Annotated in this window: 25 protein-coding genes and 2 tRNA genes; 8 read left to right on the top strand and 19 right to left on the bottom strand. The window is 70.8% G+C overall.

Annotated features, from left to right (window positions below; genetic code table 11):
* Positions 1–3: 3 nt before the first annotated feature.
* From ACIF9R_RS03675 to ACIF9R_RS03630, 10 genes are all read right to left on the bottom strand, one after another.
* Entirely contained in the window at positions 4–1,371 is a 1,368-nt protein-coding gene (locus ACIF9R_RS03675; RefSeq protein ID WP_399973746.1) for a cytochrome P450, read from the bottom strand.
* Positions 1,368–2,453 carry an epi-isozizaene synthase gene (gene cyc1, locus ACIF9R_RS03670; protein ID WP_399974000.1) on the bottom strand — a complete coding sequence of 362 codons (1,086 nt, stop codon included), beginning with the start codon at positions 2,451–2,453 and terminating at the stop codon, positions 1,368–1,370. The genes ACIF9R_RS03675 and cyc1 overlap by 4 nt, the downstream gene beginning before the upstream one ends.
* Before the next feature lie 220 nt (positions 2,454–2,673).
* Positions 2,674–3,324: a peptide deformylase gene (gene def, locus ACIF9R_RS03665; protein WP_399973743.1), complete on the bottom strand. Its 651-nt coding sequence runs from the start codon at positions 3,322–3,324 to the stop codon at positions 2,674–2,676.
* 149 nt (positions 3,325–3,473) lie between these two features.
* Positions 3,474–4,454 carry a tetratricopeptide repeat protein gene (locus tag ACIF9R_RS03660; RefSeq protein WP_399973998.1) on the bottom strand — a complete coding sequence of 327 codons (981 nt, stop codon included), beginning with the start codon at positions 4,452–4,454 and terminating at the stop codon, positions 3,474–3,476.
* Positions 4,455–4,611: 157 nt separating this feature from the next.
* Positions 4,612–5,859 (bottom strand): HD-GYP domain-containing protein, encoded by a 1,248-nt coding sequence (locus tag ACIF9R_RS03655; RefSeq protein WP_399973741.1) that lies wholly within the window; start codon positions 5,857–5,859, stop codon positions 4,612–4,614.
* A 229-nt stretch (positions 5,860–6,088) separates the two neighbouring features.
* Entirely contained in the window at positions 6,089–7,489 is a 1,401-nt protein-coding gene (locus ACIF9R_RS03650) for an HD-GYP domain-containing protein (RefSeq protein WP_399973738.1), read from the bottom strand.
* A 151-nt stretch (positions 7,490–7,640) separates the two neighbouring features.
* A complete protein-coding gene (rsrA, locus tag ACIF9R_RS03645; protein ID WP_399973734.1) occupies positions 7,641–7,943 on the bottom strand; it encodes a mycothiol system anti-sigma-R factor in 303 nt (100 codons plus the stop codon).
* Positions 7,940–8,626 carry an RNA polymerase sigma factor SigR gene (sigR, locus tag ACIF9R_RS03640; protein WP_399973995.1) on the bottom strand — a complete coding sequence of 229 codons (687 nt, stop codon included), beginning with the start codon at positions 8,624–8,626 and terminating at the stop codon, positions 7,940–7,942. Before sigR ends, rsrA begins: the two co-directional genes overlap by 4 nt.
* Before the next feature lie 255 nt (positions 8,627–8,881).
* Positions 8,882–9,595 carry an alpha/beta family hydrolase gene (locus ACIF9R_RS03635; protein ID WP_399973733.1) on the bottom strand — a complete coding sequence of 238 codons (714 nt, stop codon included), beginning with the start codon at positions 9,593–9,595 and terminating at the stop codon, positions 8,882–8,884.
* Between the two features lies 1 nt (position 9,596).
* A complete protein-coding gene (locus tag ACIF9R_RS03630) occupies positions 9,597–10,412 on the bottom strand; it encodes an SOS response-associated peptidase (RefSeq protein ID WP_399973731.1) in 816 nt (271 codons plus the stop codon).
* Positions 10,413–10,472: 60 nt separating this feature from the next.
* Here ACIF9R_RS03630 and ACIF9R_RS03625 point away from each other — a divergent pair, with 60 nt between their 5' ends.
* The 4 genes from ACIF9R_RS03625 (at position 10,473) to ACIF9R_RS03610 (ending at position 14,125) form a co-directional block, all read left to right on the top strand.
* Complete coding sequence (locus tag ACIF9R_RS03625) at positions 10,473–11,195, top strand: M50 family metallopeptidase (protein WP_399973992.1); 723 nt, start codon at positions 10,473–10,475, stop codon at positions 11,193–11,195.
* Positions 11,196–11,322: 127 nt separating this feature from the next.
* A complete protein-coding gene (aroA, locus tag ACIF9R_RS03620; RefSeq protein ID WP_399973728.1) occupies positions 11,323–12,663 on the top strand; it encodes a 3-phosphoshikimate 1-carboxyvinyltransferase in 1,341 nt (446 codons plus the stop codon).
* Positions 12,664–12,672: 9 nt separating this feature from the next.
* On the top strand, positions 12,673–13,683 hold the full coding sequence (gene rsgA / locus ACIF9R_RS03615) for a ribosome small subunit-dependent GTPase A (RefSeq protein ID WP_399973725.1): 1,011 nt from the start codon (positions 12,673–12,675) through the stop codon (positions 13,681–13,683).
* 118 nt (positions 13,684–13,801) lie between these two features.
* Entirely contained in the window at positions 13,802–14,125 is a 324-nt protein-coding gene (locus tag ACIF9R_RS03610; protein WP_125504317.1) for a multidrug efflux SMR transporter, read from the top strand.
* 206 nt (positions 14,126–14,331) lie between these two features.
* On the opposite strand, the gene ACIF9R_RS03605 is transcribed toward ACIF9R_RS03610, so the two are convergent.
* A complete protein-coding gene (locus tag ACIF9R_RS03605; RefSeq protein ID WP_399973722.1) occupies positions 14,332–14,940 on the bottom strand; it encodes a TetR/AcrR family transcriptional regulator in 609 nt (202 codons plus the stop codon).
* Positions 14,941–15,068: 128 nt separating this feature from the next.
* On the opposite strand from ACIF9R_RS03605, the gene hisN reads away from it, so the two are divergent.
* Entirely contained in the window at positions 15,069–15,869 is an 801-nt protein-coding gene (hisN, locus tag ACIF9R_RS03600) for a histidinol-phosphatase (protein WP_399973719.1), read from the top strand.
* Positions 15,870–16,038: 169 nt separating this feature from the next.
* Complete coding sequence (locus ACIF9R_RS03595) at positions 16,039–16,440, top strand: cyclic nucleotide-binding/CBS domain-containing protein (protein WP_399973717.1); 402 nt, start codon at positions 16,039–16,041, stop codon at positions 16,438–16,440.
* A 72-nt stretch (positions 16,441–16,512) separates the two neighbouring features.
* On the opposite strand, the gene ACIF9R_RS03590 is transcribed toward ACIF9R_RS03595, so the two are convergent.
* Positions 16,513–17,964: a catalase gene (locus ACIF9R_RS03590; protein WP_399973714.1), complete on the bottom strand. Its 1,452-nt coding sequence runs from the start codon at positions 17,962–17,964 to the stop codon at positions 16,513–16,515.
* Positions 17,965–18,108: 144 nt separating this feature from the next.
* Here ACIF9R_RS03590 and ACIF9R_RS03585 point away from each other — a divergent pair, with 144 nt between their 5' ends.
* Positions 18,109–18,525 carry a Fur family transcriptional regulator gene (locus tag ACIF9R_RS03585; RefSeq protein WP_399973711.1) on the top strand — a complete coding sequence of 139 codons (417 nt, stop codon included), beginning with the start codon at positions 18,109–18,111 and terminating at the stop codon, positions 18,523–18,525.
* Between the two features lie 115 nt (positions 18,526–18,640).
* Here ACIF9R_RS03585 and ACIF9R_RS03580 read toward each other — a convergent pair.
* The 4 genes from ACIF9R_RS03580 to ACIF9R_RS03565 form a co-directional block, all read right to left on the bottom strand.
* Positions 18,641–18,714, bottom strand: a tRNA-Met gene (locus ACIF9R_RS03580).
* A 353-nt stretch (positions 18,715–19,067) separates the two neighbouring features.
* The gene (locus ACIF9R_RS03575; protein WP_399973709.1) at positions 19,068–20,879 is read right to left on the bottom strand and encodes a tetratricopeptide repeat protein; all 1,812 of its coding nucleotides are present in this window, start codon (positions 20,877–20,879) and stop codon (positions 19,068–19,070) included.
* A 223-nt stretch (positions 20,880–21,102) separates the two neighbouring features.
* A tRNA-Met gene (locus ACIF9R_RS03570) sits at positions 21,103–21,176 on the bottom strand.
* A gap of 55 nt (positions 21,177–21,231) precedes the next feature.
* Positions 21,232–24,171 carry a UPF0182 family protein gene (locus ACIF9R_RS03565; protein ID WP_399973990.1) on the bottom strand — a complete coding sequence of 980 codons (2,940 nt, stop codon included), beginning with the start codon at positions 24,169–24,171 and terminating at the stop codon, positions 21,232–21,234.
* A gap of 163 nt (positions 24,172–24,334) precedes the next feature.
* On the opposite strand from ACIF9R_RS03565, the gene ACIF9R_RS03560 reads away from it, so the two are divergent.
* Positions 24,335–24,877, top strand: a complete 543-nt coding sequence (locus ACIF9R_RS03560; protein WP_399973707.1) for a PPA1309 family protein — start codon at positions 24,335–24,337, stop codon at positions 24,875–24,877.
* Between the two features lie 9 nt (positions 24,878–24,886).
* Here ACIF9R_RS03560 and ACIF9R_RS03555 read toward each other — a convergent pair whose 3' ends face one another.
* The 3 genes from ACIF9R_RS03555 to ACIF9R_RS03545 form a co-directional block, all read right to left on the bottom strand.
* Entirely contained in the window at positions 24,887–25,981 is a 1,095-nt protein-coding gene (locus ACIF9R_RS03555; RefSeq protein WP_399973704.1) for a PDZ domain-containing protein, read from the bottom strand.
* Between the two features lie 100 nt (positions 25,982–26,081).
* A complete protein-coding gene (locus tag ACIF9R_RS03550) occupies positions 26,082–26,246 on the bottom strand; it encodes a hypothetical protein (protein WP_215205495.1) in 165 nt (54 codons plus the stop codon).
* A gap of 209 nt (positions 26,247–26,455) precedes the next feature.
* Complete coding sequence (locus ACIF9R_RS03545) at positions 26,456–26,914, bottom strand: molybdenum cofactor biosynthesis protein MoaE (protein WP_399973701.1); 459 nt, start codon at positions 26,912–26,914, stop codon at positions 26,456–26,458.
* Positions 26,915–26,995: the final 81 nt, after the last annotated feature.

Raw genomic sequence — 26,995 nt, 5'->3', positions numbered from 1 at the left:
CGCTCAGCGGGGCAGTGCCCGCAGCTTCAGCCCTCGTGGCCGGAGCGTGATCCCGATCCGTGGCCGGGTGTCGGAACCGGACACGTGCTCGAACCGGTAGGCGGAGGCGACCACCGCGGTGATGAGCGTGAGCTCGGCCATCGAGAAGTGGTCGCTCGGACACTTCCGGTTGCCCACGCTGAACGGGCTCATCGCATACTTGGGCACGTCCTTGGACCGCTCCGGAAGCCACCGGTCGGGGTCGAACTCCTCGTTCCGCTCGTACGACCGCGGGTCGCGCTGGACGGCGTACGGGCTGTAAATGAGGTCCGCCCCCCGGGGAATGCGGTATCCGCCGAGTTCCGTCTCGGTCACCGCGCGGCGCGTCAATATCCAGACGGCCGGATACAGTCGCAGGGTCTCCGTGACGACATTCGCGGTGTACGTCAGCTTGCGGACGTCCTCGAATGCGACCGGGCGGTCACCGACGACGGCTTGCACCTCCTCACGGATCTTGTCGCCGAGTTCCGGGTGTTCGGTGAGAACCAGGAGGAGCGACATGACCGTGGCCCCGACGGTTTCACTGCCGGGGGTGAGTATCGCGATGACCTGATCGTGGATCTCCTGTTCCCCGATGGGCTCGCCATTGTCGTCCTTCGCTTCCAGCAAAGCCGTCAGCAAATCGTCCGGTTTTTGACCGCTTGCCCGTCGGTCGGCGACGATCTCGTCGACCAGGACGTGCAAATCGGCCAGGGCCCGGTTGAATTCCCGATTGGCCGGGAGCGGAAGCCTGTAGAGCGGTCCGAGCGGTACCACCATGCGCTGGTACATGCCGCTGAACAGCGTGGCGAGGTCACCGCAGATGCGGTCCGCCCGGGCGTCCATGGAGCCGCGCATCAGACAGCGGGCGGTGACCCGGACGGCCACGCGGAAGGCCTCCTCCGTGACGTCCAGTTCCTCGCCGGAGCGCCAGCGCTCCACGAGCGCGTACGACTCCTCCGCCATGATCGGCCCGTACGCCGGGATCGCGTCGAGCTTGAAGGCGGGCTGGATGGTACGGCGCTGACGCCGGTGCAGCGGGCCGTTGGCGGTGGCCACGCCCTCCTCGCCGAGCAGGTCCTGGAGGGACTCCCACAGCGGTCCGGCGATGATGTAGTCGGGGCTGAGGGCCACCGCTCCGGTGAGGGCGGGGGTGGTGACGGCGTACACCGTCTTCGGTCCGAGCTTGAGGCGCACCACGTCGCCGTGGTCGCGCAGCCCGGACATGAAGGCCAGCGGATCGCGCGCCAGCTTCCAGCCGTGACCGAGGACGGGGAGTCCTCCGCCGGCCAGAGGCGGCTCGCGCAGTGCTGATGTCCCGGACCTCTGGGGGTTCACCGACTCGACGGTCATTTCTCACCTGCCGCTTCGTTGTTGACGTACGGGGGCGTGGACCGGTCGTCCCAGCTGTCCACCCGGTACCGACCGGACTCGTGGTGGAACCAGTAGACGGAGCTGAACCAGTTCCGCATATTGCCGACGCAGATGCGCACGGCAGCGCTCGTTTCCTTTCCGCCCACCGTGCCGTCGTCGAGCACGTCGGCGAACCGTAAGGCCTGCTGCTCGGCTTCCTGGAATTCGCGGATGCATTCCTCCACTCGATGCCTCACATCGGCGATCGCTTCCTCGAGTGTCAGGCCTTCATGGGTGACGAGACTGATACCGAGATTGTGCACCTCACTGCCCGCTATTTCCTTGGGCAGCGAGCACAGGTCGTTGTACCAGGCGGCGAATTCCTGACTGAGCAGTGCCGCCTTCCGGTACGCCGGGTTCTTCCGTACCGGATCCGGGAGTTCACTGCCCGCGCTCGGTTCCAGCAGATCGGTCCAGATCCAGTGCGCGAAGGTGAGCCTGCGCAATTCCAGGTATTCCGCTACGGTGGGGACGATCCCCTCCGTGCGGTTGTGGAATTCCCGGTCGTACGCCTCGATCACCGTGTGGAAGTGCCGGGCGAACCGGGCGTTCCAGCTGTCCGGCAGAAACGCGTACAGCCGACGCACGCTGTCCGCGAGACCCGCGACCACGGGATCCTCGTGACGCAGGTGGTCCCCGGGGCTGTCGAGGGCTGTGTGCAGCCGCTCCTTCAGCCGCCGCCAGGCGGTGGGGCGGCCGTGCACGATGTCGCGGTCGTGCCGGTCGTCCCAGACGAAGAACCACGCGCTGAAGTCCGCTATCGCCTGCAGGACCTCATCGGGGGAGCCTAAGTAGTACCCCGCCATAAGGTCGGTGTAGCACAGGCCGTCGGCATATTCCTCCACCTTCCCCGCCGGCATGAGCCGCTTTTCGAGCAGCCACGCCCTGGTCGTCTCCTGCAGCTTCGGCCAATACGGGTGGAGTTGCCGTGGAAACGCTGCCTCGATCACCGGAAGAGACAGCGCCGGTGGAACCGCGATGGTGGTCGGTGTCGATGTGGTGCCGTGTGACAAAGCATGCACGAACAATCCCCTCTCAGCCGCCGGTCGATGCGCGCCCGCCCCCCGAGCCGAGCGCACGCCGTGCGTATCACCGCACCTCCATTCAGCACCACAACTGACCGTTATGGGAACGGATTTGCTTCTTTCACTACTTCCGCTCACGCGGAGACGAACGAACGCCCGACCGGACAGCGGGTCCGGCCGGGCGTTGCGGGAGGCGGTGGAGGGTTCCCGCCGCCGGTCAGTCGTTGGCGACCACGGGGTAGCGCGGCTCGTTCTCGGCCATCTGCCGCAGCGCGTCCTTCCGCTCCCGCTTGGACAGCCGGTCGATGTAGAGATAGCCGTAGAGGTGGTCGGTCTCGTGCTGCAAACACCGTGCGAAGTAGCCGGTGCCACGTACCCGGACCGGGTTGCCCTTCTCGTCCTGCCCGGTCACTTCGGCGTAGTCAGGACGGGCCAGCGACGCGTACGCGGTGGGCACCGACAGACAGCCCTCGCTGCTGTCGTCCAGCCGGCGCCGCTCGGCGGGCAGTTCGACCAGCTTCGGATTGCAGATCACACCGGTGTGGCGCGCGCCCTCGTCGTCCGGGCAGTCGTAGACGAAGACCTTCAGGTCGACGCCGATCTGGTTGGCGGCCAGGCCGACGCCCTCGGCGGTGCGCTGGCTGGCGAACATGTCGGCGACCAGTTGCTGGAACTCGTCGCCGAAGTCCGTGACGTCCTTGCACTCCTTGTGCAGCACCGGGTTTCCGACCACCGTGATCGGGCGCGAGGTCCCGCGCTCCCGCCAGGCCGCCTCGCGCTCCTCGCAGTCCTCCGTGTCGATGACGTACCCCTCGTCGTCGACGGGGAGCACGCCCGCGTGCTGCTGATCGGTGTCCTGCTGAGCCATGACCGACGTACGCCTTCCTGAGGAATTCCGGGGTTGTGATCTGACAAGGGTACGGTGAAGCGCCCCTTCAGGGGCGCGGGACCGCGTCGATGTGCGGCTCCGCCGCGGGGCGCGCACCACCACGACGCAACCGCACGCGGTCAACGGCCTCAGCAGACCTCTTCAAGATCCCGCCAGTCCCTCGAGTCCGGGCTGTCCGCGACCCACCCGTCCAGCAGCCCCCGGACCAGTGACGCCGGCGCGGCCAGCCCGCATTCGCGTTCCGGCACCCACAACTGCCCGTCCGTGACGTGCCCCAGCGGTCCCGGGTGGCCCGGCTCGCTGTGGTCGTGCGGGTCGAGGTGCTCGCCGTCGCCCTCGTCGGACGGCATCCGTGACTCCGAGCACATCCGGCACAGCAAGCGCACCGAGGACGACCAGTCCTCGGCGGCGAAACCGGCGTCGGATGCCAGTTGTTCCAGCGCGTCCCGGTCGGACTCGGAGGCGGCCTCCAGCAGCACCACCCAGGTCGGCACCGGCGAGGGCGCCCACAGCTCGATCTCGTCGAACACCGGATAGGTGTGCCCGGCGGCGGTGCTGCGCTCGCCGTGCGGCACACCGTCGTGCAGGACGACCTCGCCCCAGCGGCGGCCGGAGGACGGCAGCGGAATGGACAGCACCTCGATCCGGGCGGGGTCGAGACGCCTGCCCCACACGACCTCCGCCTCCCCCTCCGGGGACAGCCGTACGGCAGCGCTGCCCAGGTCCATACCGAGGGGCTCGCCGGAGTCGGTGGCCGGGCCGGGCACCTTGAGTCCGTAGGCCTGCCAGGCCCGCCGGGCCAGCGGCCAGTCCTGCAGCGCGGTGGCGGCGATGCCGACGTTCCACCAGTCGGGAGCGCCGGCGTCGCGGTCGAGCAGCGCCACGGCCCGCAGGCCGGCGGTGCGCGCCTGCTCCCAGTCGTGCCGGAACTTGTGCAGCAGCGCGAGATTGAACCAGGACTCCGACAGCCAGGGTTCCAGATCGGCGGCCCGTGTCAGCAGCGCGCCCGCGTCCTCGTACCGGCCGTCGCCGATGAGCGTGAACGCACGGTCCGTGGCCTGCCGCCAGGAGGCGGAGGGCCGGTGCCGTCCCTTGCCGAAGATCCTCACGATTCCCGCCTGCCAGTTCCGTTCGGTGGGCCGGCTGTTCCGCACCGCGCCCCCGGACACCCTCTCCTTCGCATCCAACCACGTACGGCCACGAGGACGCTCATTACCCATGGGTTACCCAGCCTCGTACGGGGTCAGACAGTCCTGTTCGCGGCTTTCACCACGAGCGTTCTCCGTGCTCACGCGCCCCCTCCGTGTTCCGTGACAGGACCTGGGCCAGTGCCTCGACGACCTCCGGCGCGTACTCCCCGGCGGTGGCGAGCCGCAGTTCCTCCAGGGCGGTCAGCGGCCCGCCGGGACCTCCTTCTCGGGACTTCTCCTCGTACGCGTTGACCACCCGGACGATGCGCGCGGCGAGCGGCTGCTGCCGGTGCGGGTCGGCCTGCCGTTCGACGATGCCGGCCACCCGGGGGTCGACCCCGGTCTGGCGCACCACGGCGCCGCCGAGCAGCGCGATCCGTCGCTGTTCGGTGACCGGCAGGACGGCGGTGGCGCCCGCGGGGACCGGGTCGACGAGGCTGAGCTGGCCGATGTCGTGCATCAGCGCGGCGTACTCCAGCACGGTGAGTTCGGGCTCGGTCAGCCCGAGGTCCCGGCCCACCGCCTGGCTGAGCCGGGCGACCCGGCGGGCGTGCCCGGCGGGGGTGTACCCGGCGATCTCGGTGGCCCGCGCGAGGGAGGCGATGGTCTGCCGGTAGGTCGCGCGCACGGCGGCGTACCGCCGGTAGGAGAGCTGTGCGAGCAGCAGGGGCACCGAGAAGACGGGCAACGCCCACAACCCCACGACCGCGACCCCCAGCGCCATCACGGCACCCGTGGCGATGACGGCGGCCCCAATGCCGGGGACGGACCGCAGCTCGTCGCGCACCATCGGCAGGAAGGGCCAGCCGGTGCGGGAGTGGGCCAGCGCCGCGGCGAGCACGGCGTCGCACAGCACGGTGAGGGACAGCAGGGCGAGCAGCAGCAGCGCCTGCGCGGGCCCGCCCCAGTCGTCGAAGGCCCCCTGGCGGTACAAGGGCTGGAAGCACACGGCGACGCATCCGACGGTCAGCACCCGGCGGGCCGGCGGGTCGAGGGCGGGGCCGTCACCACGCCCGACGTGCGGCACGCTGCCGAGCAGGGACGCGGCGAGGACCACGGTGACGACCTGCGCGGCCCCGTGCTGGGCCGGCCGCCCGGAGATCTCCCCGAGCAGCGCGTACGCGAGCGATCCGGCGGTGGCGAGCGGAGCGGCCTCCCGGATCCGGGTCCCGCCCCGCCGGATGAGTTCACCGACGGTGACGAGCATGCCGAAGGCCAGGGCGACTCCGCGTTCCTCGATGCCGTGGTGGAGGGTGGCGGCCAGGCAAGCCGCGGCGAGGACGGCCGCACACACATGCACGACGGTGTGCAGCCGCGGCCTCACCGGCACACCCCGGACCGACCGGCGCCCGATGCGACAGGCCCGGACCCGCGGACGACCCCCACGACGAGGCCGGCCCGCCCGGCGACCGACCCGAGCGGGCCACGCCTGCCGATGCCCGGGGCGACAGGGCGAGACCCACCCGCGACCGGCGCCCCCCGCCCCGGCACGGCAGTGCCACGAAGCCGACCGCCGGCCACCACCCCGCCCGGCCGGCAGGCCGGGGAAGGGCTCATCGGGGTGCTCCGGACCGGCCGGTGACCGGTGCGGCGGGGCCGGTGCGGCCGGTGACCGGGGTGGCGAGTCCCACGGCGGTGGTGCGGGCCTCGTCGGCGGTCACCGCCGGATGCCATCCCGCCCGGCCGATCGCCCGTACCAGCGCGCCCACCATCCGCGGGTCGAAGTGGGTCCCCGCGCACCGGCGGAGTTCCTCCAGCGCCACCGGCACGGGCCGCGCCCTGCTGTAGGAGCGGTTGGAGGTCATCGCGTCGAACGCGTCGGCGACCGCGACCACCCGGGCGGACTCGGGGATCTGGGCGCCCGCCAGCCCGTAGGGGTAGCCGGAGCCGTCCAGCCGCTCGTGATGGTGCAGCACCGCCGCGCGGGCCTCGCCGAGGAAGGAGATCCCCCGCACCATCTCGTGCCCGTACTCGGGGTGCAGTTCGATCACCCGGCGTTCCTCGGGGGTCAGCGGACCGTCCTTGGTGAGCAGCCGGGTCGGCACGCCGAGCTTGCCGACGTCGTGCAGGATGCCGGCGAAGCGCAGCACCTCGACGCGCGCGTCGTCCAGGCCGAGTTCCCGCGCGATCATCATGGACGCCCGTCCGACCCGCTCGCTGTGCCCCCGCGTGTAGCCGTCCTTGATGTCCACGGCCTGGACGAGCGCGCGGATCGTGGCCTGATGGGCGGCCCGCTCGCGGTGGTACTGGGCGAAGGCCCACCAGGAGACACCCATCGGCAGCAGGACGAACAGGGCCGCCACGGGGCCGTACGTACTGCGCCACAGCAACGCCATCATGAGCCCGGCGAGACCGTGCACACCGAGCGGTGCCAGAGACCTCAGGAAATGCCGCCACCGGGCGGCCGGGCCCGCCGTCCGTCTCCCGCGCGGGAGCGCGCCGGACGCCGGCGCCGGGACGCCGCCGTCGAGCAGGGTGAGGACCAGGCAGAACGCGACCACCGCGGCACCGGCCGCGACGAGCGCACGCGGTACGTCGCAGTCCGCCACGGCGGCCCGGCCCCCGGCCGCCAGATGGGCCAGGCTCGCGGCCCACACCGCGAGCACCAGCCGACCGGCCCGCCAGAGCCCGCGCACCGCGTACGGCCGTTGTCCCACGGGAAGCAGCAGCGCCCCGGGCAACGCGACCAGCGCCGCGGCGTACGGCGGCAGCAGGAAGGCCGCGGCGAGCAGGACGGGATGGAAGGTGCCGCCCGGATGCGGGCCGGTGACGAGGCGCGAGGCGGCGAGGCGCTCGCAGCCCGCGTACAGCGCGGCGAGCAGGACGACCGGCCACCAGGGGACGTGGTCGTCCGCTGGGATCCCCGGCAGCGGGACTCCCAGCAGGGGAAGCAGACAGAGCAGGGCCGACAGGGTGACACCGGTGACCCGTGCCTGGGCCGGTAACGCCTCCATGAGCCCCTCCCCCGACCGAGCCCGCCGCACTCGGCCTGCCGTCCGCCAGGTTCTGGAGCCTAGGACGGCGGAGGGTGCCTCCACGGGCCGATAACCCGCGGATTAGCACGTACGAGTGACAAGGAAGGGGAGGCCGGGGAGCGGCAGGACGTCAGGACTCCTGCGGGGTGGCCGTGACGTCCTGCTCGGGGACCGCCTGGCCGGAACGGATCAGGTCGAGCCGGCCCATGACCTTGGAACGCAGGTCGCCCGGCACGTCGTCCTGCCCGCAACAGCGCTTGACCAGCTTCTTCACGGCCTGCTCGAGCCCGTACTTCTCCAGGCAGGGCGAGCATTCCTCGAAGTGGTGCTCGAACTTCACACAGTCGGAATCCGGCATCTCACGGTCGAGGAACTCGTAGAGATGATCGAGGATTTCGCTGCAATCCGTCTCGTGCGGCTCTCCGCAGCTCATGACCCCGAGCCTTTCGCTTCGTTCGACTCTCCGGCACCGGCCGGGACCAGCCCGCGCTCGCGCGCGTAGTCCTCGAGCATGCCGCGCAGCTGACGGCGGCCCCGGTGCAGCCGGGACATCACCGTACCGATGGGTGTCCCCATGATGTCGGCGATCTCCTTGTAGGCAAAGCCCTCGACATCGGCGAGATACACCGCGATGCGGAACTCCTCGGGGATCGCCTGGAGCGCTTCCTTGACGTCCGAGTCCGGCAGGTGGTCCAGCGCCTGCGACTCCGCGGAACGCAGCCCCGTCGACATGTGCGACTCGGCGCGCGCGAGCTGCCAGTCCTCGATCTCCTCGGCCCCGCTGCGCTGCGGTTCACGCTGCTTCTTGCGGTAGGAGTTGATGAAGGTGTTGGTGAGGATCCGGTACAGCCACGCCTTGAGGTTGGTGCCTTCGCGGAACTGGTGGAAGGACGCGTACGCCTTGGCGTACGTCTCCTGGACCAGGTCCTCCGCGTCGGCCGGGTTGCGCGTCATCCGCAGGGCGGCCGAGTACATCTGGTCGAGGAACTCGAGCGCGTCCCGCTCGAAGCGCGCGCTGCGCTCCCCGGCCGACTCCGCGCCCTTGCCGCCCTGGCCCTCGGGCTGATCCGCCTGGCCGTGTTCGGTCCCTGCGTCGGTACCGGGAACCGGACCCACCTCCTCCAGTGTTGTCGTGAGACCGGGAACGGCCTCACCAGAATCGGAGGATAGACGACGATCCGGCCCGCCCGCCGCCCGAACAGGGGCGGTCCTGGCCGCGTGCAGCACCGTCCAGTCCAGATCGGCGCGGGCACTGCGGCTCGGGCAGAACGTGGAACCCATGCGGCGGACTTCCTCTCCTACGACGGTGGTGCCGTCGACCGGCACATACCTCCGTCCCAACGGTGGGAGCCCTCCGGACATTCCCGCGCCTCAGCCCAGGGCGGCGGTCCAGCTCACGACGGCGTCGGTCACGACAGCCACGGCCTCCTCCGCGGTGAGGTCCGCCCGCTTGGGCACGGCGAAGCCGTGATCGCCGTGCGGAACCTCGACCAGCTCGTAGGCGCCCTCCGGGAACTCCCCCGGCCTGCCGAACGGGTCGTTGCCGCCCTGGACGACGAGCGTGGGCACGCCCGCGCCCAGCAGTTCGGCGGCGCGGGACTTCTCGGGCCTGCCCGGCGGGTGCAGGGGGAAGCTCAGGGCGAGCACCGCGTGGGCGCCGAGTTCGGTGGCGGTGCGGCAGGCGACGCGGGCACCGGCGCTGCGTCCGCCCGAGATCACCGGCAGGCCCGGCTTCACCAGCGCGGGCCAGATGCCGCGCCAGCCGGTGTCCAGGGTCTTCGGGGCGGGGGCGACCTTCTTGCCGGCCACGCGCCAGGGCTGTTCGACGAGGGCGACGGTCACACCGTGCGCGGGGAGTGCGGCGGCGAGCGCCTTGAGGTCCCGGGCCTCGATGCCGCCGCCGGCACCGTGGCTCACCGCGAGCACCAGGCGGGCACGGCGCCGGGCGCGGTGCCAGGTGATGCGGGCGGTACCCGCGTCGGTCTCGACGGTCTCGACGGTCTTGGTCGCATCGGCCGTGTCAGGGGTGTCGGGCGTGTCTGGGGCGTCCGGTGGGTGCGGCGTGTCTGCCGTGTCGGGGGTCACGTCAGAAGAGTGTGCCCTCTTCCGGCGCCTCCAGCTCCTTCAGCAGCTCCGGTCCGTTGTTGCGGACGTTGCTGACCGCCGTGGCGACCGGGTAGGCGCGCATCAGGCCGGCCGGCGGCGGGGCGAGCAGCTCGCGCAGTTCGTCGGTGTCGGTGCGGGCCGGGTCCAGCCAGGCGTCCCAGCGGTCCGGCGTCAGCATCAGCGGCATGCGGGGATGGATCTCGGCGAGGGCGTGCGGACCGTCCGCCGGGGACACGGCCAGCGGGCTGCTCTCCGCCTCGGTGGTGATGACGGAGCAGGTCACCCACCAGGCCCGGGGGTGGTCGTCGGGCAGGGTCCGGTCCCGCCAGAACTCGTACAGCCCGGCCATGGCGAACACCGAGCCGTCGGCCGGTGTGACGAAGTAGGGCTGCTTGCGGGGCCGCTTCTTCCTGCCCTCGACCTCCAGGTCCCGCTCCTGCTTGCCGGTGACCCACTCGTAGTAGCCGTCGGCGGGAAGGATGCAGCGCCTGGAGGAGAAGGCGCGGCGGTAGGACGGCTTCTCGTGGACGGTCTCCGCGCGGGCGTTGATCATCCGGGCCCCGCCCTCGGGGGTCTTGGACCAGGAGGGCACCAGTCCCCACGTCATCTTCCGCAGCTGCCGAACCGGACGCGGGTCGGTCACGTCTTTGAGTGCACGGTCGAGGACGGCGTAGACCTCCTTGGTCGGCGCCACGTTGAAGTCGGGCTCCAGGGTCTCCTCCGGCTCCCACTTCTCGATCTCGAAGATTCCCGCCAGATCCTCGGGCCTGCGACTCGCTGCATACCGTCCGCACATACGTGCAACACTGCCAGACTCCGTACGATCAGAGGGAGCGATCCGAAACACATGGAAAGCATGGTCAGCACCGCGTCCGCGTCGCTCGGCTCCCTCTGGGACGAGGTGTCCGGCACCCAGCCCGACCCCGATGTGTGGGTGGTCGTCGCCACGCTGGTCGCCGCGGCCGCCGTCGTCGTACCGCACGGGCTGTGGCGGCTGTCCCGCAACGCCATCACCATCGCCCACGAGGGCGGGCACGGACTGGTGGCGCTGCTCACCGGCCGCACGCTGACGGGCATACGGCTGCACTCGGACACCAGCGGCCTGACCGTCAGCCGCGGCAAGCCGACCGGCCTCGGCATGATCCTCACCGCCGCCGCCGGCTACACCGCTCCCCCGCTGCTCGGTCTGGGCGGCGCCGCGCTGCTCGGCGCCGGGCGCATCACGCTGCTGCTGTGGCTGGCCACGGCGCTGCTGGTGGCGATGCTGGTGATGATCCGCAATGCCTACGGGGCGGTGTCGGTCCTCGTCACGGGCGCCACGTTCGTCCTGGTGTCCTGGCTGGCCGGTCCTCAGGTGCAGGCCGCCTTCGCCTACGCCGTGGTGTGGTTCCTGCTGCTCGGCGGGGTGCGCCCGGCATTCGAACTCCAGGCCAAGCGGTCCCACGGTGGCGCGGGCGACTCGGACGCGGACCAGTTGTCCCGGCTGACCCACGTACCCGCGGGACTGTGGCTGTTCCTGTTCCACGCGGTGTCACTCTGCTCGTTGCTGGGCGGGGGCAGGTGGCTGCTCGGCCTGTGATCCGGCGGCGCCCCCGGGCGGGTCGGCGACGTCGGACGCGCGAGGGCGCCCGGCCTCGCGCAGGTGGCGGAGGTGCACGCGCAGGTGGTGAAGGGCCTCGCCATCCCCCTCCTTATAGAGTGGCCCCATGGCCCCGAACCCCACGCACACCGCCCTCTGGCCCGCCCCGTACGCAAGCGGAGCCGTCGACGCGACGGTCCACGTGCCCGGGTCCAAGTCGGTCACCAACCGTGCCCTCGTACTCGCCGCCCTCGCCTCCGAGCCGGGCTGGCTGCGCCGCCCGCTGCGGTCCCGCGACACGCTGCTGATGGCGGGTGGCCTGCGCGCCATGGGGATCGAGATCGAGGAAACGGTGTCGTCCAGCTCCTCCGTCGCGGGGGGCCCCGACGGCACCGGTGAGGCCTGGCGGGTGCTGCCCACGGGCCTGCACGGCCCGGCCACCGTCGACGTCGGCAACGCCGGCACCGTGATGCGGTTCCTGCCCCCGGTGGCCACGCTGGCCGACGGTCCCGTCCGCTTCGACGGCGACCCGCGTTCCTACGAGCGTCCCCTGAACGGCGTCATCGACGCGCTGCGCGGGCTGGGCGCCCGGATCGACGACGACGACCGCGGCGCGCTGCCGATGACCGTGCACGGCGGCGGTGCCCTGGACGGCGGGACCGTGGAGGTCGACGCGTCCTCGTCCTCCCAGTTCGTCAGCGCCCTGCTGCTGTCCGCACCGCGTTTCAACCAGGGCGTGGAGGTCCGGCACACCGGCGCGACGCTGCCGTCCCTGCCGCACATCCGGATGACGGTCGACATGCTCCGCGCGGTGGGCGCCCAGGTGGACACCCCCGAGTCCGGCGGCGAGCCCAATGTGTGGCGGGTCGCCCCGGGGGCGCTGCTCGGCCGCGACCTGACCATCGAGCCGGACCTGTCCAACGCCCAGCCGTTCCTGGCGGCGGCCCTGGTGACCGGTGGCAGGGTGGTCGTCCCGGACTGGCCGGCGCGTACCACCCAGCCCGGTGACCGGCTGCGGGAGATCTTCACCGAGATGGGCGGCTCCTGCGAGCTGACCGAGTACGGACTGGTGTTCACCGGCTCCGGGTCGATCCACGGCATCGACGTGGACCTCGGCGAGGTCGGTGAGCTGACGCCGGGTATCGCGGCGGTCGCGGCCCTCGCGGACTCCCCGTCCACCCTGCGGGGCGTGTCCCATCTGCGGCTGCACGAGACGGACCGGCTGGCCGCGCTCACCAAGGAGATCAACGAACTGGGCGGCGACGTCACCGAGACCGCCGACGGGCTGCACATCCGCCCGCGCCGACTGCACGGCGGGGTCTTCCACACCTACGAGGACCACCGCATGGCGACCGCCGGCGCGGTCCTCGGCCTCGTGGTCGACGACGTGCAGATCGAGAACGTGGCGACGACGGCGAAGACCCTGCCGGACTTCCCCGACCTGTGGACCGGGATGCTCGGGGCGTAGGGGTCCGTCATGCGCCGCTACGGCAAGCACACCGACGAGGACGACATCCGCTCACGCCCTCACCGCAAGGGCAACCGGCCGCGCACCCACATCCGGCCCAAGCACGAGGACGCCGCCGAGGGGCTGGTCCTCACCGTCGACCGGGGCCGGCTGACCTGTCTGGTCGACGACCGGGTCGTGATGGCGATGAAGGCCCGTGAGCTGGGCCGCAAGGCGGCGGTGGTCGGCGACCGGGTGGCGATCGTCGGCGACCTGTCCGGGAAGAAGGACACCCTCGCGCGGATCGTGCGGATCGAGGAACGCACATCGGTCCTGCGCCGTACCGCCGACGACGACGACCCCTACGAGCGGGTGGTCGTGGCCAACGCCGACCAGCTCGCCGTCGTCACCGCGCTCGCCGACCCGGAGCCCCGCCCGCGGTTGATCGACCGGTGCCTGGTCGCGGCGTACGACGGCGGGCTCGAACCGCTGCTGGTCCTGACCAAGTCGGACCTCGCGCCGGCCGACAAGCTGCTCGAGCTGTACGGCGATCTGGACATCCCGTACGTCGTCACCAGCCGTGCGGAACTGGAGAGCGGCGAGGCGGTGGCCCGGGTACGGGAGCAACTGGACGGCCGGATCACGGCATTCGTGGGGCACTCCGGGGTCGGCAAGACGACGCTGGTGAACGCGCTGGTCCCCCAGGAGCGGCGGCGCAGCACCGGGCTGGTCAACGCGGTGACGGGGCGGGGACGGCACACGACGACCTCCGCGCTGGCGCTGCCGCTCTCGGGCGCGGAGGGCTGGGTGATCGACACCCCGGGTGTGCGGTCCTTCGGGCTCGCCCATGTCGACCCGTCCCGGGTCATCCACGCCTTCCCGGATCTGGAGCGGGGTACCGAGGGCTGTCCTCGGGCGTGCAGTCACGACGAGCCGGACTGCGCGCTGGACGCGTGGGTGGCCGAGGGGCACGCGGATCCGGCGCGGCTGTACTCGCTGCGGCGGCTGCTGGCGACACGGGACCGGACCGAAGGCGACTGACCGTCGCGTGTTTGCCGTGGCCCCCGGACGGTAAGTGCATAATCGCACCGAGCCGGACCCGAACCCGCCGAACCCGGCGAAGCGGTCACCGTACGTGGGCGATGCGGGAGGACGAGACATGGCGTGGCTGCTGGTCATCGTGGCCGGGTTGCTCGAGACCGGTTTCGCCGTGTGTCTGAAGCTGTCGCACGGTTTCACCCGGCTGTGGCCGACCGTCGCGTTCTGCGCGTTCGCGCTGGGCAGCTTCGGGCTGCTGACCCTGGCGCTGAAGAAGCTGGACGTGGGTCCCGCGTACGCGGTGTGGACGGGTATCGGGGCGGCCGGGACGGCCATTTACGGAATGGTGTTCCTCGGGGATCTGGTGTCGACGCTGAAGATCGTGTCGATCACGCTGGTGATCGTCGGGGTGATCGGCCTGCAGCTCTCGGGGTCCGCACACTGAGCTCCGCCCACAACCCGGGGTCGCCGGCAACGGTCCGATGGACTCGGACCGGGCTGTCCCGGGTGCGCCGCGGCGCCCGCCCACCGAGCCCCACCCGCAACTCCGCGCCCCGCGCACCGAGCACCGCGCACCGAGCTACGCGACTGCCACGGCATCGGCTGCCGGTCCACGGCGCCCACCACCGGTCTCATGCGCCGGCCGCCGGTCTATGGCACCGGCTGCCGGTGCAGTGCGCCGCGCACCAGGTCGGCTACACCGTGGTCGGCCGGCGGCGCGGCGACGCAGGACAGGGCCAGGCGGATCACCAGCTCACAGGTGCGGGCCAGATCGGCGGTGTCGCCCCTGGGCACGCCGGGGCCGGCCAGAAGAGCGACGGCGCGGTCGCGGACGAGGGCGACGAGGTCGGCGGGTGAGGGCAGCGGCCCGTCGGCGCGGCGCTGGGCGGGCACGGTGGAGGCGGACGGCACGGCCGGCAGGGCCGGTGCGGGCAGGCGTTCGCTCCAGCATCCGGTGAGCATGGCGCGGACCAGGGCGTTGCCGCGGGCGCTCGCGGTGGTCCACTCGGCGACGGCGGTCAGCCGGTCGCGCGGGTCGGCGTGGCCGGTGAGGGCGCGGTCGATGCCGGCGAGGTAGCCGTCCGCCTCCCTGCGCACGAGCGCCCTGGCGAGACCGTCCTTGCTGCCGAACTCGTTGTACAGCGTCTGCCGGGAGACTCCGGCCGCGGCGGCCACGTCCACCATCCGCACGGCGGACCACGGGCGACGTGCCAGTGCCGCGCAAGCGGCGTCCAGCAGAGATTCCCGCGCTGCAGGCATCTTCGCCTCCCTCGGGGCGAGCGGCCGGTCCTGCGGTTCAGATTTGACGCGCCGTCGGACACTGTCAAGGGTCCGCGCGCCCCGCCCCCGGTGGCCCCGCACCGACCTCGGCGGATACCGTTCGTCGCATGCCCGACTACCTTGACGACCTGCGTCTCGCCCATGTCCTCGCGGACGCCGCCGACGCCGCGACGATGGACCGGTTCAAGGCTCTCGACCTCAAGGTGGAGACCAAACCGGACATGACGCCGGTGAGTGAGGCGGACAAGGCCGCCGAGGAACTCATCCGCAATCACCTCAAGCGCGCCCGCCCGAGGGACGCGATCCTGGGCGAGGAGTACGGGGTGGAGGGCACGGGGCCGCGACGCTGGGTGATCGACCCGATCGACGGCACCAAGAACTACGTGCGCGGGGTCCCCGTCTGGGCCACGCTGATCTCCTTGATGGAGGCCGGTGAGGGAGGCTTCCAGCCGGTCGTGGGCCTGGTGTCCGCCCCGGCGCTGGGCCGCCGCTGGTGGGCCGCGCAGGGGCACGGCGCCTTCGCCGGCCGCAGCCTGTCCTCGGCCTCCCGGCTGCACGTCTCCCGCGTCTCCAGGCTCTCCGACGCCTCCTTCGCCTACTCCTCACTGAGCGGATGGGAGGAGCAGGGACGGCTGGACGGTTTCCTCGACCTCACCCGCGAGGTGTGGCGCACGCGCGCGTACGGCGACTTCTGGCCGTACATGATGGTCGCCGAGGGGTCCGTGGACCTGTGCGCCGAGCCGGAGCTGTCGCTCTGGGACATGGCGGCCACCGCGATCGTGGTGACGGAGGCCGGCGGCTCGTTCACGGGCCTCGACGGCCGCCCGGGCCCGCACAGCGGCAACGCGGCGGCGTCGAACGGGCTGCTGCACGACGAGCTGCTGGGCTATCTCAACCAGCGCTACTGAGCGAGCGGGAGGTCCGCGTGCGCCCCGAAACCGCGGCGCACGCCCTCTTGTTGACTCCCGCTTTGCCTGCCACTCTGAGAGTCCCCCCACTTGTGAACTTGTGAAATCGCGAACGAGCGGGCCTCTACGCCCGTGACCTCACGTTTTCCAGTAGGAGGTGGCTCCATCCATGCTCGTCCGTGACGCCATGAGCACCCTGGTCCTCACCATCGGCCCCGCCCACACACTCCGACAGGCCGCCGCCCTGATGTCCGCCCGCCGGGTGGGCGCGGCCGTGGTCCTCGATCCCGACGGCACCGGCATCGGCATTCTCACCGAGCGCGACGTGCTCAACTCCCTCGGCCTCGGCCAGGATCCCGACACCGAGCACGCCTACGCCCACACCACCACCGACGTCGTCTTCGCCACCCCGGCCTGGACCCTGGAGGAGGCCGCTGTCGCCATGACCGACGGCGGGTTCCGTCATCTGATCGTTCTCGACCGGGGCGAGCCCACCGGCATCGTCTCGGTCCGCGACATCATCCGCTGCTGGGCACCCCAGCGAGCGCGGGCCGAGCACGTGTCGGCGTAAGTGCGACGAGAAACGGGCCGGACCCCCGAAGGGAGTCCGGCCCGTCGATCGGCAAGCGGTCCAGCGCTGGAATCAGCCGCGCAGGGCCTGGACCGCGGCCTCCAGCCGCTTGCCGAAGTCCTCGTCCGCCTGACGGAAGTTGTTGATCGCGCGGTCGGCGATGTCGTCGCGCGTGACCCCGGAGATGGCGTTCGCCAGGTTGTTCACCAGGCGCTCCTTCTCGTCCTCCGCCATCAGCCGGTAGAGGTTGCCCGCCTGCACGAAGTCGTTGTCCTCGGCGTGGACCGGGGTGACCGTCTCACCGGTGACACCGGTGACCTGGACGGGCTGCCACAGCGGACGGTCCGTCTGGAACGGGCCGCCGAAGCTGTTCGGCTCGTAGTTCTTCGCGCCCTTGTGACGGCCGTCGTACAGGTGGCCGTCACGGGAGTGGGTGCGCGCCTCGGTGGCGTGCGGACGGTTCACCGGCAGCTGGTCGGCGTTGATGCCGACGCGGTAGCGGTGGGCGTCGCCGTACCCGAAGAGGCGGCCCTGGAGCATCTTGTCCGGGGAAGGACCGATGCCCGGCACGAAGTGGGCGGGGCTGAAGACGGACTGCTCGACCTCGGCGAAGATGTTCTCCGGGTTGCGGTTGAGCTCCAGCTTGCCGAACTCGATCAGCGGGTAGTCCGCGTGCGGCCAGACCTTGGTCAGATCGAACGGGTTGAAGCGGTACGTGGCCGCCTCGGCCGCCGGCATCACCTGGACGTAGACGGTCCAGGACGGGAAGTCGCCGCGCTCGATGGCCTCGCGCAGGTCCCGCTGGTGGGAGTCGGGGTCCTTGCCCGCGAGGACCTCGGCCTCCTCGGCGGTCAGGTTCTTGATGCCCTGGTCCGTCTTGAAGTGGTACTTGACCCAGAAGACCTCGCCGGCCTCGTTGTTCCACTGGAACGTGTGCGAGCCGAACCCGTCCATGTGGCGGTACGACGCCGGGATGCCGCGGTCACCGAACAGCCAGGTCACCTGATGGGTGGACTCGGGCGACAGGCCCCAGAAGTCGAAGACGTTGTCCGCCTCCTGCGAACCCGTGTACGGGTCGCGCTTCTGGGTGTGGATGAAGTCGGGGAACTTGATGGCGTCCCGGATGAAGAACACCGGGGTGTTGTTGCCGACGAGGTCGTAGTTGCCCTCCTCGGTGTAGAACTTCAGCGCGAAACCGCGCGGGTCACGCACGGCGTCCGGGGCACCCAGGTTGCCGGCCACCGTCGAGAAGCGCAGGAAGGTCTCCGTCTCCTTGCCGACCTCGGAGAGGAACTTGGCCCGCGTGTACTGCGTGACATCGGCGGTCACCGTGAACGTCCCGTAGGCGCCGGCGCCGCGGGCGTGCACCACACGCTCCGGGATGCGCTCACGGTTGAAGTGGGCCAGCTTCTCCAGGAGCAGCTGGTCCTGGACGAGGACCGGGCCACCGACGCCCGCGGTCTCGCTGTTCTGGTTGTCGGCTACCGGGGCACCGGCCTCCGTAGTAAGCGGTCCCTGCGTCACGTACGCCTCCTGCGTCATTTAATGACCAACCTGTCCCTTGGCTAAAACCGATCTCGATCCTACAATGGACAATGTCTAAGTCAAGTGAGGCTCCAAAGTCACACCCATTCGGGACGCCGTCCCCCTGCTGTTAGGCTGGTGCCTATGAGTGACCTTCTGGAACGGCTCCGTGGACGTGGATGGCGGATGACCGCGCAGCGCCGTGTCGTGGCCGAGGTCCTCGACGGCGAACACGTCCACCTGACGGCCGACGAGGTGCACTCCAGGGCCGTCGCCAAGCTGCCCGAGATCTCCCGGGCGACCGTCTACAACACCCTGGGCGAACTGGTCTCGCTCGGTGAGGTGCTGGAGGTCGCCACGGACAAGCGGGCCAAGCGCTACGACCCCAACGCCCACCGCCCGCACCATCACCTGGTGTGCGCACAGTGCGGGGCGATCCGCGACGTCCACCCGACGGGCAACCCGCTGGCCGACCTCCCCACCACGGAGCGTTTCGGTTTCACGGTGTCCGACGTGGAAGTGACCTACCGCGGCATCTGCCCGAACTGCGCGTCGGCGTAGGCGCGGGTCCCCGGACGAAGCCCGGACGAAGAGAAAGCCCCGGCACTGACCAGTGCCGGGGCTTTTCCACGACCGAGGGCCGGGACCCTTTCGGATCCCGGCCCTCGGCCTTCAGTAGCGGGGACAGGATTTGAACCTGCGACCTCTGGGTTATGAGCCCAGCGAGCTACCGAGCTGCTCCACCCCGCGGCGATGAGTTGAACACTACGTCAAGAGTCAGAGCAGAAGCAAATCCCCCTCCCGCCCAGCCACGACCACTCACCCCACCCAGCCACAGCCACTCGCCCACCCAGCCGCGGGCAGTCGCCCCACCCAGCCACGGCCACTCGCCCGCCCAGTCGCGGGCAGTCGCCCCACCCAGCCACGGCCACTCGCCCGCCCAGTCGCGGGCAGTCGTGCCGCAGGGCGGCACGGGTGGGCGCGACGGCACCCCGCAACGCCGGGCCACGAAACCCACCCCCGCCCAGCTCCCGCACCCCGCACCCCGCACCCCGCACCACCGTCACACCGCCCAGCACAGCGTCATGCCGCCCAACGCAGCGTCACGCCGACAGCTCCTCCCGCAACGCGTCCCGCAACCGCGTAGCCCGCTCGGCAACCGCCGGAGGCCCCAGCGCCGTCGCCCGGTCCGCCCACTTCTGCCCCTCCGCCAGCTCCCCCCGCCGCGCACAGACCAGCGCGAGCCGCAACGCCGCACGCCCGTGCCCCGCGTCCGCCGCACGCGTCCACCACACCGCCGCCTCGGGCTCGCTTCCCTCCCGCGCCAGCAGCAGCCCCAGATTGAAGGCCCCGTTCCGCGACCCCGCCTCCGCGGCCTCCCGGTACCACCGCGCCGCCTCGACCACGTCCCCGCGGGCCGCGGCGAGCATGCCGACCCGTACCTGCGCCCGCCGGTGCCCCTGGGTGGCCGCCCGCTCGTACCATTCCTCGCACTCGCTGCGCCGGTGCACCGGCTCCCCCAGCTCGTGCGCCGGCTCCGGCGGCCTGCGCGCGTCCAGCACCGTCGCCAGCCGGTACGCGGCCTCCGCGCTCCCCCCGCCCGCCGCGCACCGCAGGAACCGCTCCGCCTCGCCCTCCTCGCCGTCCCGCAGTCGCGCCATGCCGACCTGGAGCGCCGCCTCCGTGTGCCCGGCGGCCGCCGCCCGCTCGTACCAGCGCAGCGCCGCCTGCTCCTCACCCCGGCCTGCGTGCAGGATGCCCAGGTTGAAGGCGGCGTCCACGCTGCCGGCCTCCGCGGCCTTGGAGAACCACGGCTCCGCACCGGTCTCGTCCCCGGCCCGCAGCAGCAGGATCGCCAGCGCGTTCGCCGCCTCGCGGTGACCGGCGTAGGCGGCCCGGCGGTACCACTGCTCGGCCGGACCCGTGCGGCCCTGGTCGGCGCAGAGCAGCCCGAGGTTGTAGGCGCCGTTGATGTCGCCGGCGTCCATCGCGGCCCGGTACCAGCGCTCGGCGGTCTGTGTCTCACCCCGCTCGGCGTGCAGCGCGCCCAGCGCGTTGGCGGCGTTGCCGTCGCCGTCCTGCGCGGCCCGCAGCCACCACACGGCGGCGTTCTCGGTGTCCCCGGCGTCGCGCAGCAGGAAGCCGAGCGCGCAGGCGGCCCGGGCCTCACCGTCCTTGGCGGAGGTCAGATACCAGCGGCCGGCCTCCTTGAGTTCGCCACGCTTCTCCAGGATCGCCCCCAGGTGCAGCGCGGCCCGGCGGTGTCCGCGCGCGGCGGCCTGGCGGTACCACTGCTCGGCCTCCTCGGCCGGCGCCGCCCCGTCCTCGTCGGAGTCCCGCGCGGCCCTGCGGTCCAGCGCGCGGGCCAGCCGGTACGCCCCTTCCCGGTGCCCACGCTCGGCCGCGGCCCGGAGCCAGCGCTCGGCCCGGTCCGTGTCCCCGCGATGTTCCAGCAGGTCGGCCAGGGCGTAGGCGCCGAGTGCATGGCCCTGCTCGGCGGACTGGCGCAGCCAGTACTCGGCGGCGGGCTCGTCACCCCGCTCCCGGTGGTGGCGACCGAGCGCGTGCGCCGCCGCGGTGGAGCCGGCGACTGCGGCGATCCGCCACCATCCGGCGGCCTCGTCGGGGTAGCCCCGCTGGTGCAGCAGGACGCCGAGGTTGTTGGCGGCGGCGCGGTCGCCCGCCGCGGTGGCGGCACGCAGATGGGGTTCGGCTCCGTCGAGATCACCACGGCGCAGCAGCATGGCGCCGAGGACACTCATCGCCTCGACGTCGCCGGCCTCGGCGGCGAGCCGCCGGCGCAGCTCTTCCGCCGCCTCGTCGGCGGCCTCGCCGTCGTGAGACTCCTCCCGAGGGGAGGACTGCACAAAACGCCCTGTCTCGAACAGAGTTGCCCTGTCCCCCATACCATCCATCGTCGCACCACCTGCAACCTGGGTACACCTGGTATACCGCAGTCAGTGAGGTCACTACAGCGTTTTGTCGACATGCCCACAGAGAGACAAGTCAAACACAGATCACCCAACTCCCATCGGCGGCACGGCCGTCGCGCGCCCAGGTACATGCGTTCGCACATCACAAAGGCCCGGACTCCTTGAGGAGTCCGGGCCTTTGCTGTCGCCAACCGCGCGACTTCAGTAGCGGGGACAGGATTTGAACCTGCGACCTCTGGGTTATGAGCCCAGCGAGCTACCGAGCTGCTCCACCCCGCGCCGTTGTGCTGCAACCGTAGCACGGCGCGGGTGGGGCCTTTGACCAGTCCGCTCGCTAACTGGTCGGACTGGCGTCGGGACGCGGTGTGCTCTGCCCGCCTCCGGTGCCGCCACCCCCTTCGGCCGACTGGGCCTCCTCGGCCTTGCGGAGCGCCTCCTCCAGGTCCTTCTGCGCCTGGCCGTAGGCCTCCCAGTCATTCTTCTTCAGGGCTTCCTGGCCGGCGTCGAAGGCCTTCTGGGCGTCGTTCAGAGCCTCCTGGACCGTGGGGTTCCCGGACGTGGGCGGTGGCGGGGTGCCCTCGTCCTCGCCTGTCCCCTCGTCCTCGCCCGGTGGTGGCTCGACGGGTGTGCCCTCGCCGCCGAAGACCTTGTCCAGAGCCTGCTCGAGGGTGTCCTCGAACGCGGTCTGGCCGCCGTAGGTCACCAGCACCTTGCGCAGCAGCGGGTACTTCAGTCCGCCACCGCGCACGTAGACCGGCTCCACGTAGAGCAGTCCTCCGTCGAGCGGCACGGTCAGGAGGTTTCCGTACTCGACCTCCGAGTCGCCGCCTCTCAGCAGCCTGATCGTCTCGGCGATGTCCTGCTGGGAGTTGAACTGGCTCTGGACCTGTTTCGGTCCGGAGACCGTCGTACTGGTCGGCAGCTTCAGAACTCTGATCTTCCCGTAGTCCTCGGTGCCGGGGTCGGCGTTCACCGCCACGAAGGCACTGAGGTTGTCACGTCCGTTCGGAGTGAGGGTCGTGGTGAGCGAGAAGACCTGTTCCTGCTGGTCCGGCATCTTCATGCTCAGGTAGTACGGAGGCACCGCGTCGCCCGTCTTGTTCGTCGGGTCGTCCGGGACCTGCCACACCTCGCTGCCGCTCAGGAACGTGTTGGCGTCCTTGACGTGGTAGCGGGTCAGCAGTTCGCGCTGCACCTTGAACAGGTCCTGCGGGTAGCGCAGATGGGCCATCAGGTCCCCGGAGATCTCGCTCCTCGGCTCCACCGTGTCCGGGAACGCCTTCATCCACGTCTTGAGGACGGGGTCCTGGGTGTCCCACTGGTAGAGCTTGACGTCGCCGCTGTACGCGTCGACGGTCGCCTTCACCGAGTTGCGGATGTAGTTGACCTGGTTCTGCTGAGCCACCACCGCACGCTGGTCGTTGGTCGCCGTCAGCGAGTCGGCCGTGGTGTCACCGAGGGTCGTCCGCGACGCGTACGGATAGCCGTTGGTCGTCGTGTAGGCGTCGACGATCCACTGGATCCGGCCGTCGACGACCGCCGGGTAGGCGTCGCCGTCGATGGTCAGCCAGGGGGCGATCGCCTCGACGCGCTCCTTGGGCGTGCGGTTGTACAGGATGCGCGAGCCCTCGCCGATGGCTCCCGAGTACAGGATCTGCGGCTCGCTGAACGCGACCGCGTAGGCGGCCCGGTTGACCGGACTGGCGAGGTTCACCCCGCTGTCGCCCTGGTAGCTGTACGTCTTCTCGCCGCTGTCGTCGGAGTAGTCGATCTCCTTTTGGGGACCGCCGACGATGGAGTACGTCGTCGTCCGCTCTCCGTAGTAGACGCGCTGCTCGTACGAGCCCAGCTCGCCCTGCGACGGCAGGTCGGACTCGGTGAACGCCGGACGGCCGCCCGAGTCGGCGGTGGTGCCCTCAGCGGCGACGACGCCGTATCCGTGGGTGTAGCGGAAGTGGTCGTTGATCCAGTTCCGCTTCGGGATGCCGTCGTAGTTCAGCTCGCGCAGACCGATGACCGTGTCCTGCTCCTTGCCGTCGATCAGGTACCGGTCGACGTCGAGGTTGGTCGGGAACGCGTAGTAGTTCCTGATCTGCTGGAGTTGCTGGAACGTCGGCGAGACGATGTTCGGATCCATGATCCGGATGCTCGCCGCGCCTGCGACGTCGTCCCGCAGCTTGGTCGCGTCGCCGGTCTGGGCCGTGCCCGGGTACTCCGTGACCTGCGAGTCGTTGATCCCGTAGGCCTCGCGCGTGGCCTTGAGGTTCTTCTCGACGTACGGCGCTTCCTTGGCCTGCTCGTTCGGCTGGACCTGGAACTTCTGCACGATCGCCGGGTACAGGCCGCCGATGAGGATCGCCGACAGCACCATCAGACCGAAGCCGATCACGGGCAGCTGCCAGGTGCGCCGCCACAGGGTGGCGAAGAACAGCAGCGCGCAGATCACGGCGATGCAGAACAGGATCGTCTTGGCGGGCAGATAGGCGTTCGCGTCGACGTACCTCAGGCCCGTCCAGCTGTCGGTCGCCTTGAAGTCGCTGGACTTCACCGCCAGGCCGTACCGGTCGAGCCAGTACGCGACCGCCTTCAGGGCGACGAAGAGGCCGATGAGCACCGACAGGTGCCCGGTGGCCGCGGCCGTGGCGCGCGCGCCCGGGCTGGTGATCCGCAGCCCGCCGTACAGGTAGTGGGTGAGCGCGGCGGCGATCAGCGACAGGATCGCGGCGGCGAAACCGAAGCCGAGCAGGAACCGGTACCAGGGCAGGTCGAAGGCGTAGAAGGAGACATCGAGCTGGAACTGCGGGTCCTTCTCGCCGAACGGCACGCCGTTGACCCACATCAGCCAGGTCCGCCACTGGCTCGACGCCGAGGCGCCGGCGATCAGACCGACCAGCGCGGTGATGCCGAGCAGCAGCCACTTCTTGTACGGGGCGATGCCCATCCGGTACCGGTCGAGGTTCTGCTGCTCCATCGACATGGCGCTGAGCGGCGGCCGCATGCGGTGTGCCAGCCAGATGTTGAAACCGACCGCGAGGGCCATCAGCAGACCGAAGACGAAGAACAGCCCGATCTTGGTCGACAGGGTCGTCGTGAAGACGGACGAGTAGTTGACCGAGCGGTACCACAGCCAGTCGGTCCAGAAGCCCGCGAACATGGTGAACACCATGCCGAGGACGGCCAGGACGCCCAGTGTCATCAGAAGGGTCCGGGCCCGCCGGGACGGGCGGCCGACTCTGATCCGTGGCCCCGTCGGGCCTCCGCCGCGGTCCGGCATCTGGAAAGCCAAGGTAGGCACCTCGAAGTTCGCTGTCGATTCGTCAGGCCCGCGTCTTCACGGACCGTGTGTGGGCCCCCGTGACGCGGGCCCACACCTATGCAACTTACTCACCCTTTACTCGGTTCCCGATTCCGGGCGGCAACGAGAGAAGATTGTGACCATGTCCAACACACCCATGGCCGCGAACCCGCTCACCCGGGCCGTGCTCGAGATCGACGAGTACGCCTCCGGACTCGGCTGGGACCAGCCCGCCCGACTGTTCGCCCTCGTAGACACCGCCCGGCTGCGGGCCGAGCAGCCCTCACTCGCGGGCCGGCTCGGTCCGGACGCAGGGCAGGAGACGACCGCCTTCACCCCGATCGAGCAGGACAGCATTCCCACGGGCAAGCCGCTGGACGAGTTCCTGGGCACCATCGCCTGGCCCGACGCGGTGGCGGGCTGCGCCCTGACCGTGGAGCGGCTGATGCTGCCACCGTCTGTGGAGGCGCAGGTCCCGCAGGATCTGGACGAGGCCGCGCTGACCAAGTGGGTGGCGGAGCATCCGGAGCGCCAGGAGGTCCGTATGACGGTCGCGGTGCTGCGCGACGGCTCCCGCGAGTCCGCGCTGCGGCTGCGCGAGAAGGACTCCCCGACGTCGGTCCTCACCGGTTCCGACCTGGTACCGGGGCTGGCGGAGGCCTTGACGGCGACGTTCGCGGAGTAGCCCTTCCGGTCAGGACACCGTGCACCGCGGCAGGTCGGCGGTGTCGCCCGAGCGGATGTCCGCCAGCGCGCCCAGGGCGTCGTCGATGGTCTTCACCTTCACCAGGGTGAGGCCCTCGGGGGTGTCCTTGGCGGCGGCCGCGCAGTTGTCGGCGGGCGTGAGGAAGTACTCGGCGCCCTTGCCGCGCGCGCCGACCGTCTTCATCTCGATCCCGCCGATCGGTCCGACCTCGCCGTTGTCGTCGATCGTGCCGGTCCCGGCGACGAAGGTGCCGCCGGTCAGGCTGCCCGGGGTGAGCTTGTCGTAGATGCCGAGGGCGAACATCAGGCCGGCGCTCGGTCCGCCCACGTCGGCGAGCTTGATGTCGATGTCGAACGGGAAGGTGTGATCGGTCCCGGCGGAGATCCCGACGACGGCGCGCTTCTCGCCGGCGTCGTCGGAGCTCGTGGTGGTGATCGTGACCTTCTCGGTCTTCGCCGGCGTCCGCTTCTCCTTCTCGGCGGCGGCCTGCTCCGTGGCGGGCACGATCGTGAAGACGACGTCCTCGCCGGGCTTGTGCTCGGTCACCAGTTCGGCGACGTCGGCCGGCTCCTTCACCGCCTTGCCGTCGACAGCCCTGATCACGTCGCCCGCGTGCAGCTTGCCCTCGGACGGAGCCCCCTTGACGACCGTGGAGACGATGACCCAGGACTTCACCGGCACGTCCAGCTCCTTCAGGGCCGCGACCTTGGCGCTCTCCTGGGACTGGCTGAACTCCTCGGCGTTCTCCTGGGTGGACTGCTCCTCCGTCTTGCCGTCGGGGTAGAGGGTCTCGTGCGGCACGACCTTGTTGTCGTGCGCGAGCCAGCCGTAGACGGCCTCCACGAGGTTCATCCGGTAATCGGCACCCGTGACCCGCACCGTGGTCATGTTGAGGTGTCCGTCCGCCGGGTAGGTTGTGCGGCCGGAGATCTGCAGCACCGGCTCGCCGTCGTGCTCGCCCAGCGTGTTCACCGTCGGCCCCGGCGACATCTCCGAGTACGGCACGGGGATGAAGACTCCCGCGCACAGGAGCGCGATCAGCATCAGGGTGGAGGCGAGCATCGTCGCGGTGCGGCGTGGCATGCCTCGACAGTACGGGACAGGCCTGTCGGGGCACCGTCAGGGCCGCCCGGACGAGCGGCCCCGATCGCGTCGTGCTCCGTGACCCGCGGACTCGGCGCCCTCAACGGTCCGAGCGCGGCTTCTCCATGGCCTCCCGGAACCGGGCGTAACCGATGAGTTCGGGGCCGTCGCCCCGTACCTTGCGGGTCCTGTTGGCCCAACTGCCCCAGAGCCCCGCTCCGATCGCGGCCACGAGCGGAATCAGCAACCAGGCAAGCGCCGCCATGCCGACCTCCCAACCCCATGAGCGTCCGCAACTGTGATCAGCAGATTAACCATCCGCAGTGACAACGCTCACCTCGGGGGTACCGTTCCGCAACCCGGATCCGGCCTGCTGCGCTACGCGCCGACCCGCCCTCCCGTCACCCCCGAACGACAGCGCTACGCGCCGACCCGCCCTCCCGTCGCCCGACCACCACCCCTCCAACGACGGCGCTACGCGCCGACCCATTCCTCGGTTCCGTCGGAGAACCTCTGGTGCTTCCAGATGGGTACCTCGTGCTTGAGGTCGTCGATCAGCTTCCGGCAGGCCTCGAAGGCCTCCCCCCGGTGCGGACACGACACGCCGACGACCACGGCGAGGTCGCCGATCTGGAGATCCCCCACGCGGTGGACCGCGGCGAGCGCCCGTACCGGGTATTCGGCGGCGACCTTCTCGGCGATCCGACGCATCTCGTCCTCGGCGCTCGGGTGACACGAATAGCCCAGTCCGTCGACGTCGGTACCGGCGTCGTGATTGCGCACGGTTCCCACGAACAGCGCCGTCCCGCCGGCCGCGTCGTCCCCCACCGCCCGGAGGACCTCGTCCACCGACAGCGGCGTGTCGCGAATCGCCATCAGCCTGATCGGTTCCTGTGCGGCCTGCTCACCCGGGTGATCGTGCGTGGATGCCATGTCCCCATCGTGCCCCACCATCGCGACATCGCGGAACAGAGCCGCCGCCCGGTACGCGCTTGGTGGCTCCAGAGCCTCCCC

Source organism: Streptomyces sp. NPDC086080 (assembly GCF_044540255.1).
In the GTDB taxonomy this organism is placed as follows: Bacteria; Actinomycetota; Actinomycetes; order Streptomycetales; family Streptomycetaceae; genus Streptomyces.
The sequence above is the reverse complement of the archived record's forward strand: the minus strand, read 5'-3'. Positions and strand labels throughout refer to the sequence as shown.

Excerpts from the sequence above, each read along its gene's own strand:
- ACIF9R_RS03675 (WP_399973746.1), bottom strand. The coding sequence starts at position 1,371 with ATGACCGTCGAGTCGGTGAACCCCCAGAGGTCCGGGACATCAGCACTG.
- def (WP_399973743.1), bottom strand. The coding sequence starts at position 3,324 with ATGGCTCAGCAGGACACCGATCAGCAGCACGCGGGCGTGCTCCCCGTC.
- ACIF9R_RS03650 (WP_399973738.1), bottom strand. The coding sequence starts at position 7,489 with ATGGAGGCGTTACCGGCCCAGGCACGGGTCACCGGTGTCACCCTGTCG.
- rsrA (WP_399973734.1), bottom strand. The coding sequence starts at position 7,943 with ATGAGCTGCGGAGAGCCGCACGAGACGGATTGCAGCGAAATCCTCGAT.
- ACIF9R_RS03630 (WP_399973731.1), bottom strand. The coding sequence starts at position 10,412 with ATGTGCGGACGGTATGCAGCGAGTCGCAGGCCCGAGGATCTGGCGGGA.
- ACIF9R_RS03625 (WP_399973992.1), top strand. The coding sequence starts at position 10,473 with ATGGTCAGCACCGCGTCCGCGTCGCTCGGCTCCCTCTGGGACGAGGTG.
- aroA (WP_399973728.1), top strand. The coding sequence starts at position 11,323 with ATGGCCCCGAACCCCACGCACACCGCCCTCTGGCCCGCCCCGTACGCA.
- rsgA (WP_399973725.1), top strand. The coding sequence starts at position 12,673 with ATGCGCCGCTACGGCAAGCACACCGACGAGGACGACATCCGCTCACGC.
- ACIF9R_RS03610 (WP_125504317.1), top strand. The coding sequence starts at position 13,802 with ATGGCGTGGCTGCTGGTCATCGTGGCCGGGTTGCTCGAGACCGGTTTC.
- ACIF9R_RS03605 (WP_399973722.1), bottom strand. The coding sequence starts at position 14,940 with ATGCCTGCAGCGCGGGAATCTCTGCTGGACGCCGCTTGCGCGGCACTG.
- hisN (WP_399973719.1), top strand. The coding sequence starts at position 15,069 with ATGCCCGACTACCTTGACGACCTGCGTCTCGCCCATGTCCTCGCGGAC.
- ACIF9R_RS03595 (WP_399973717.1), top strand. The coding sequence starts at position 16,039 with ATGCTCGTCCGTGACGCCATGAGCACCCTGGTCCTCACCATCGGCCCC.
- ACIF9R_RS03585 (WP_399973711.1), top strand. The coding sequence starts at position 18,109 with ATGAGTGACCTTCTGGAACGGCTCCGTGGACGTGGATGGCGGATGACC.
- ACIF9R_RS03575 (WP_399973709.1), bottom strand. The coding sequence starts at position 20,879 with ATGGATGGTATGGGGGACAGGGCAACTCTGTTCGAGACAGGGCGTTTT.
- ACIF9R_RS03565 (WP_399973990.1), bottom strand. The coding sequence starts at position 24,171 with ATGCCGGACCGCGGCGGAGGCCCGACGGGGCCACGGATCAGAGTCGGC.
- ACIF9R_RS03560 (WP_399973707.1), top strand. The coding sequence starts at position 24,335 with ATGTCCAACACACCCATGGCCGCGAACCCGCTCACCCGGGCCGTGCTC.
- ACIF9R_RS03555 (WP_399973704.1), bottom strand. The coding sequence starts at position 25,981 with ATGCCACGCCGCACCGCGACGATGCTCGCCTCCACCCTGATGCTGATC.
- ACIF9R_RS03550 (WP_215205495.1), bottom strand. The coding sequence starts at position 26,246 with ATGGCGGCGCTTGCCTGGTTGCTGATTCCGCTCGTGGCCGCGATCGGA.
- ACIF9R_RS03545 (WP_399973701.1), bottom strand. The coding sequence starts at position 26,914 with ATGGCATCCACGCACGATCACCCGGGTGAGCAGGCCGCACAGGAACCG.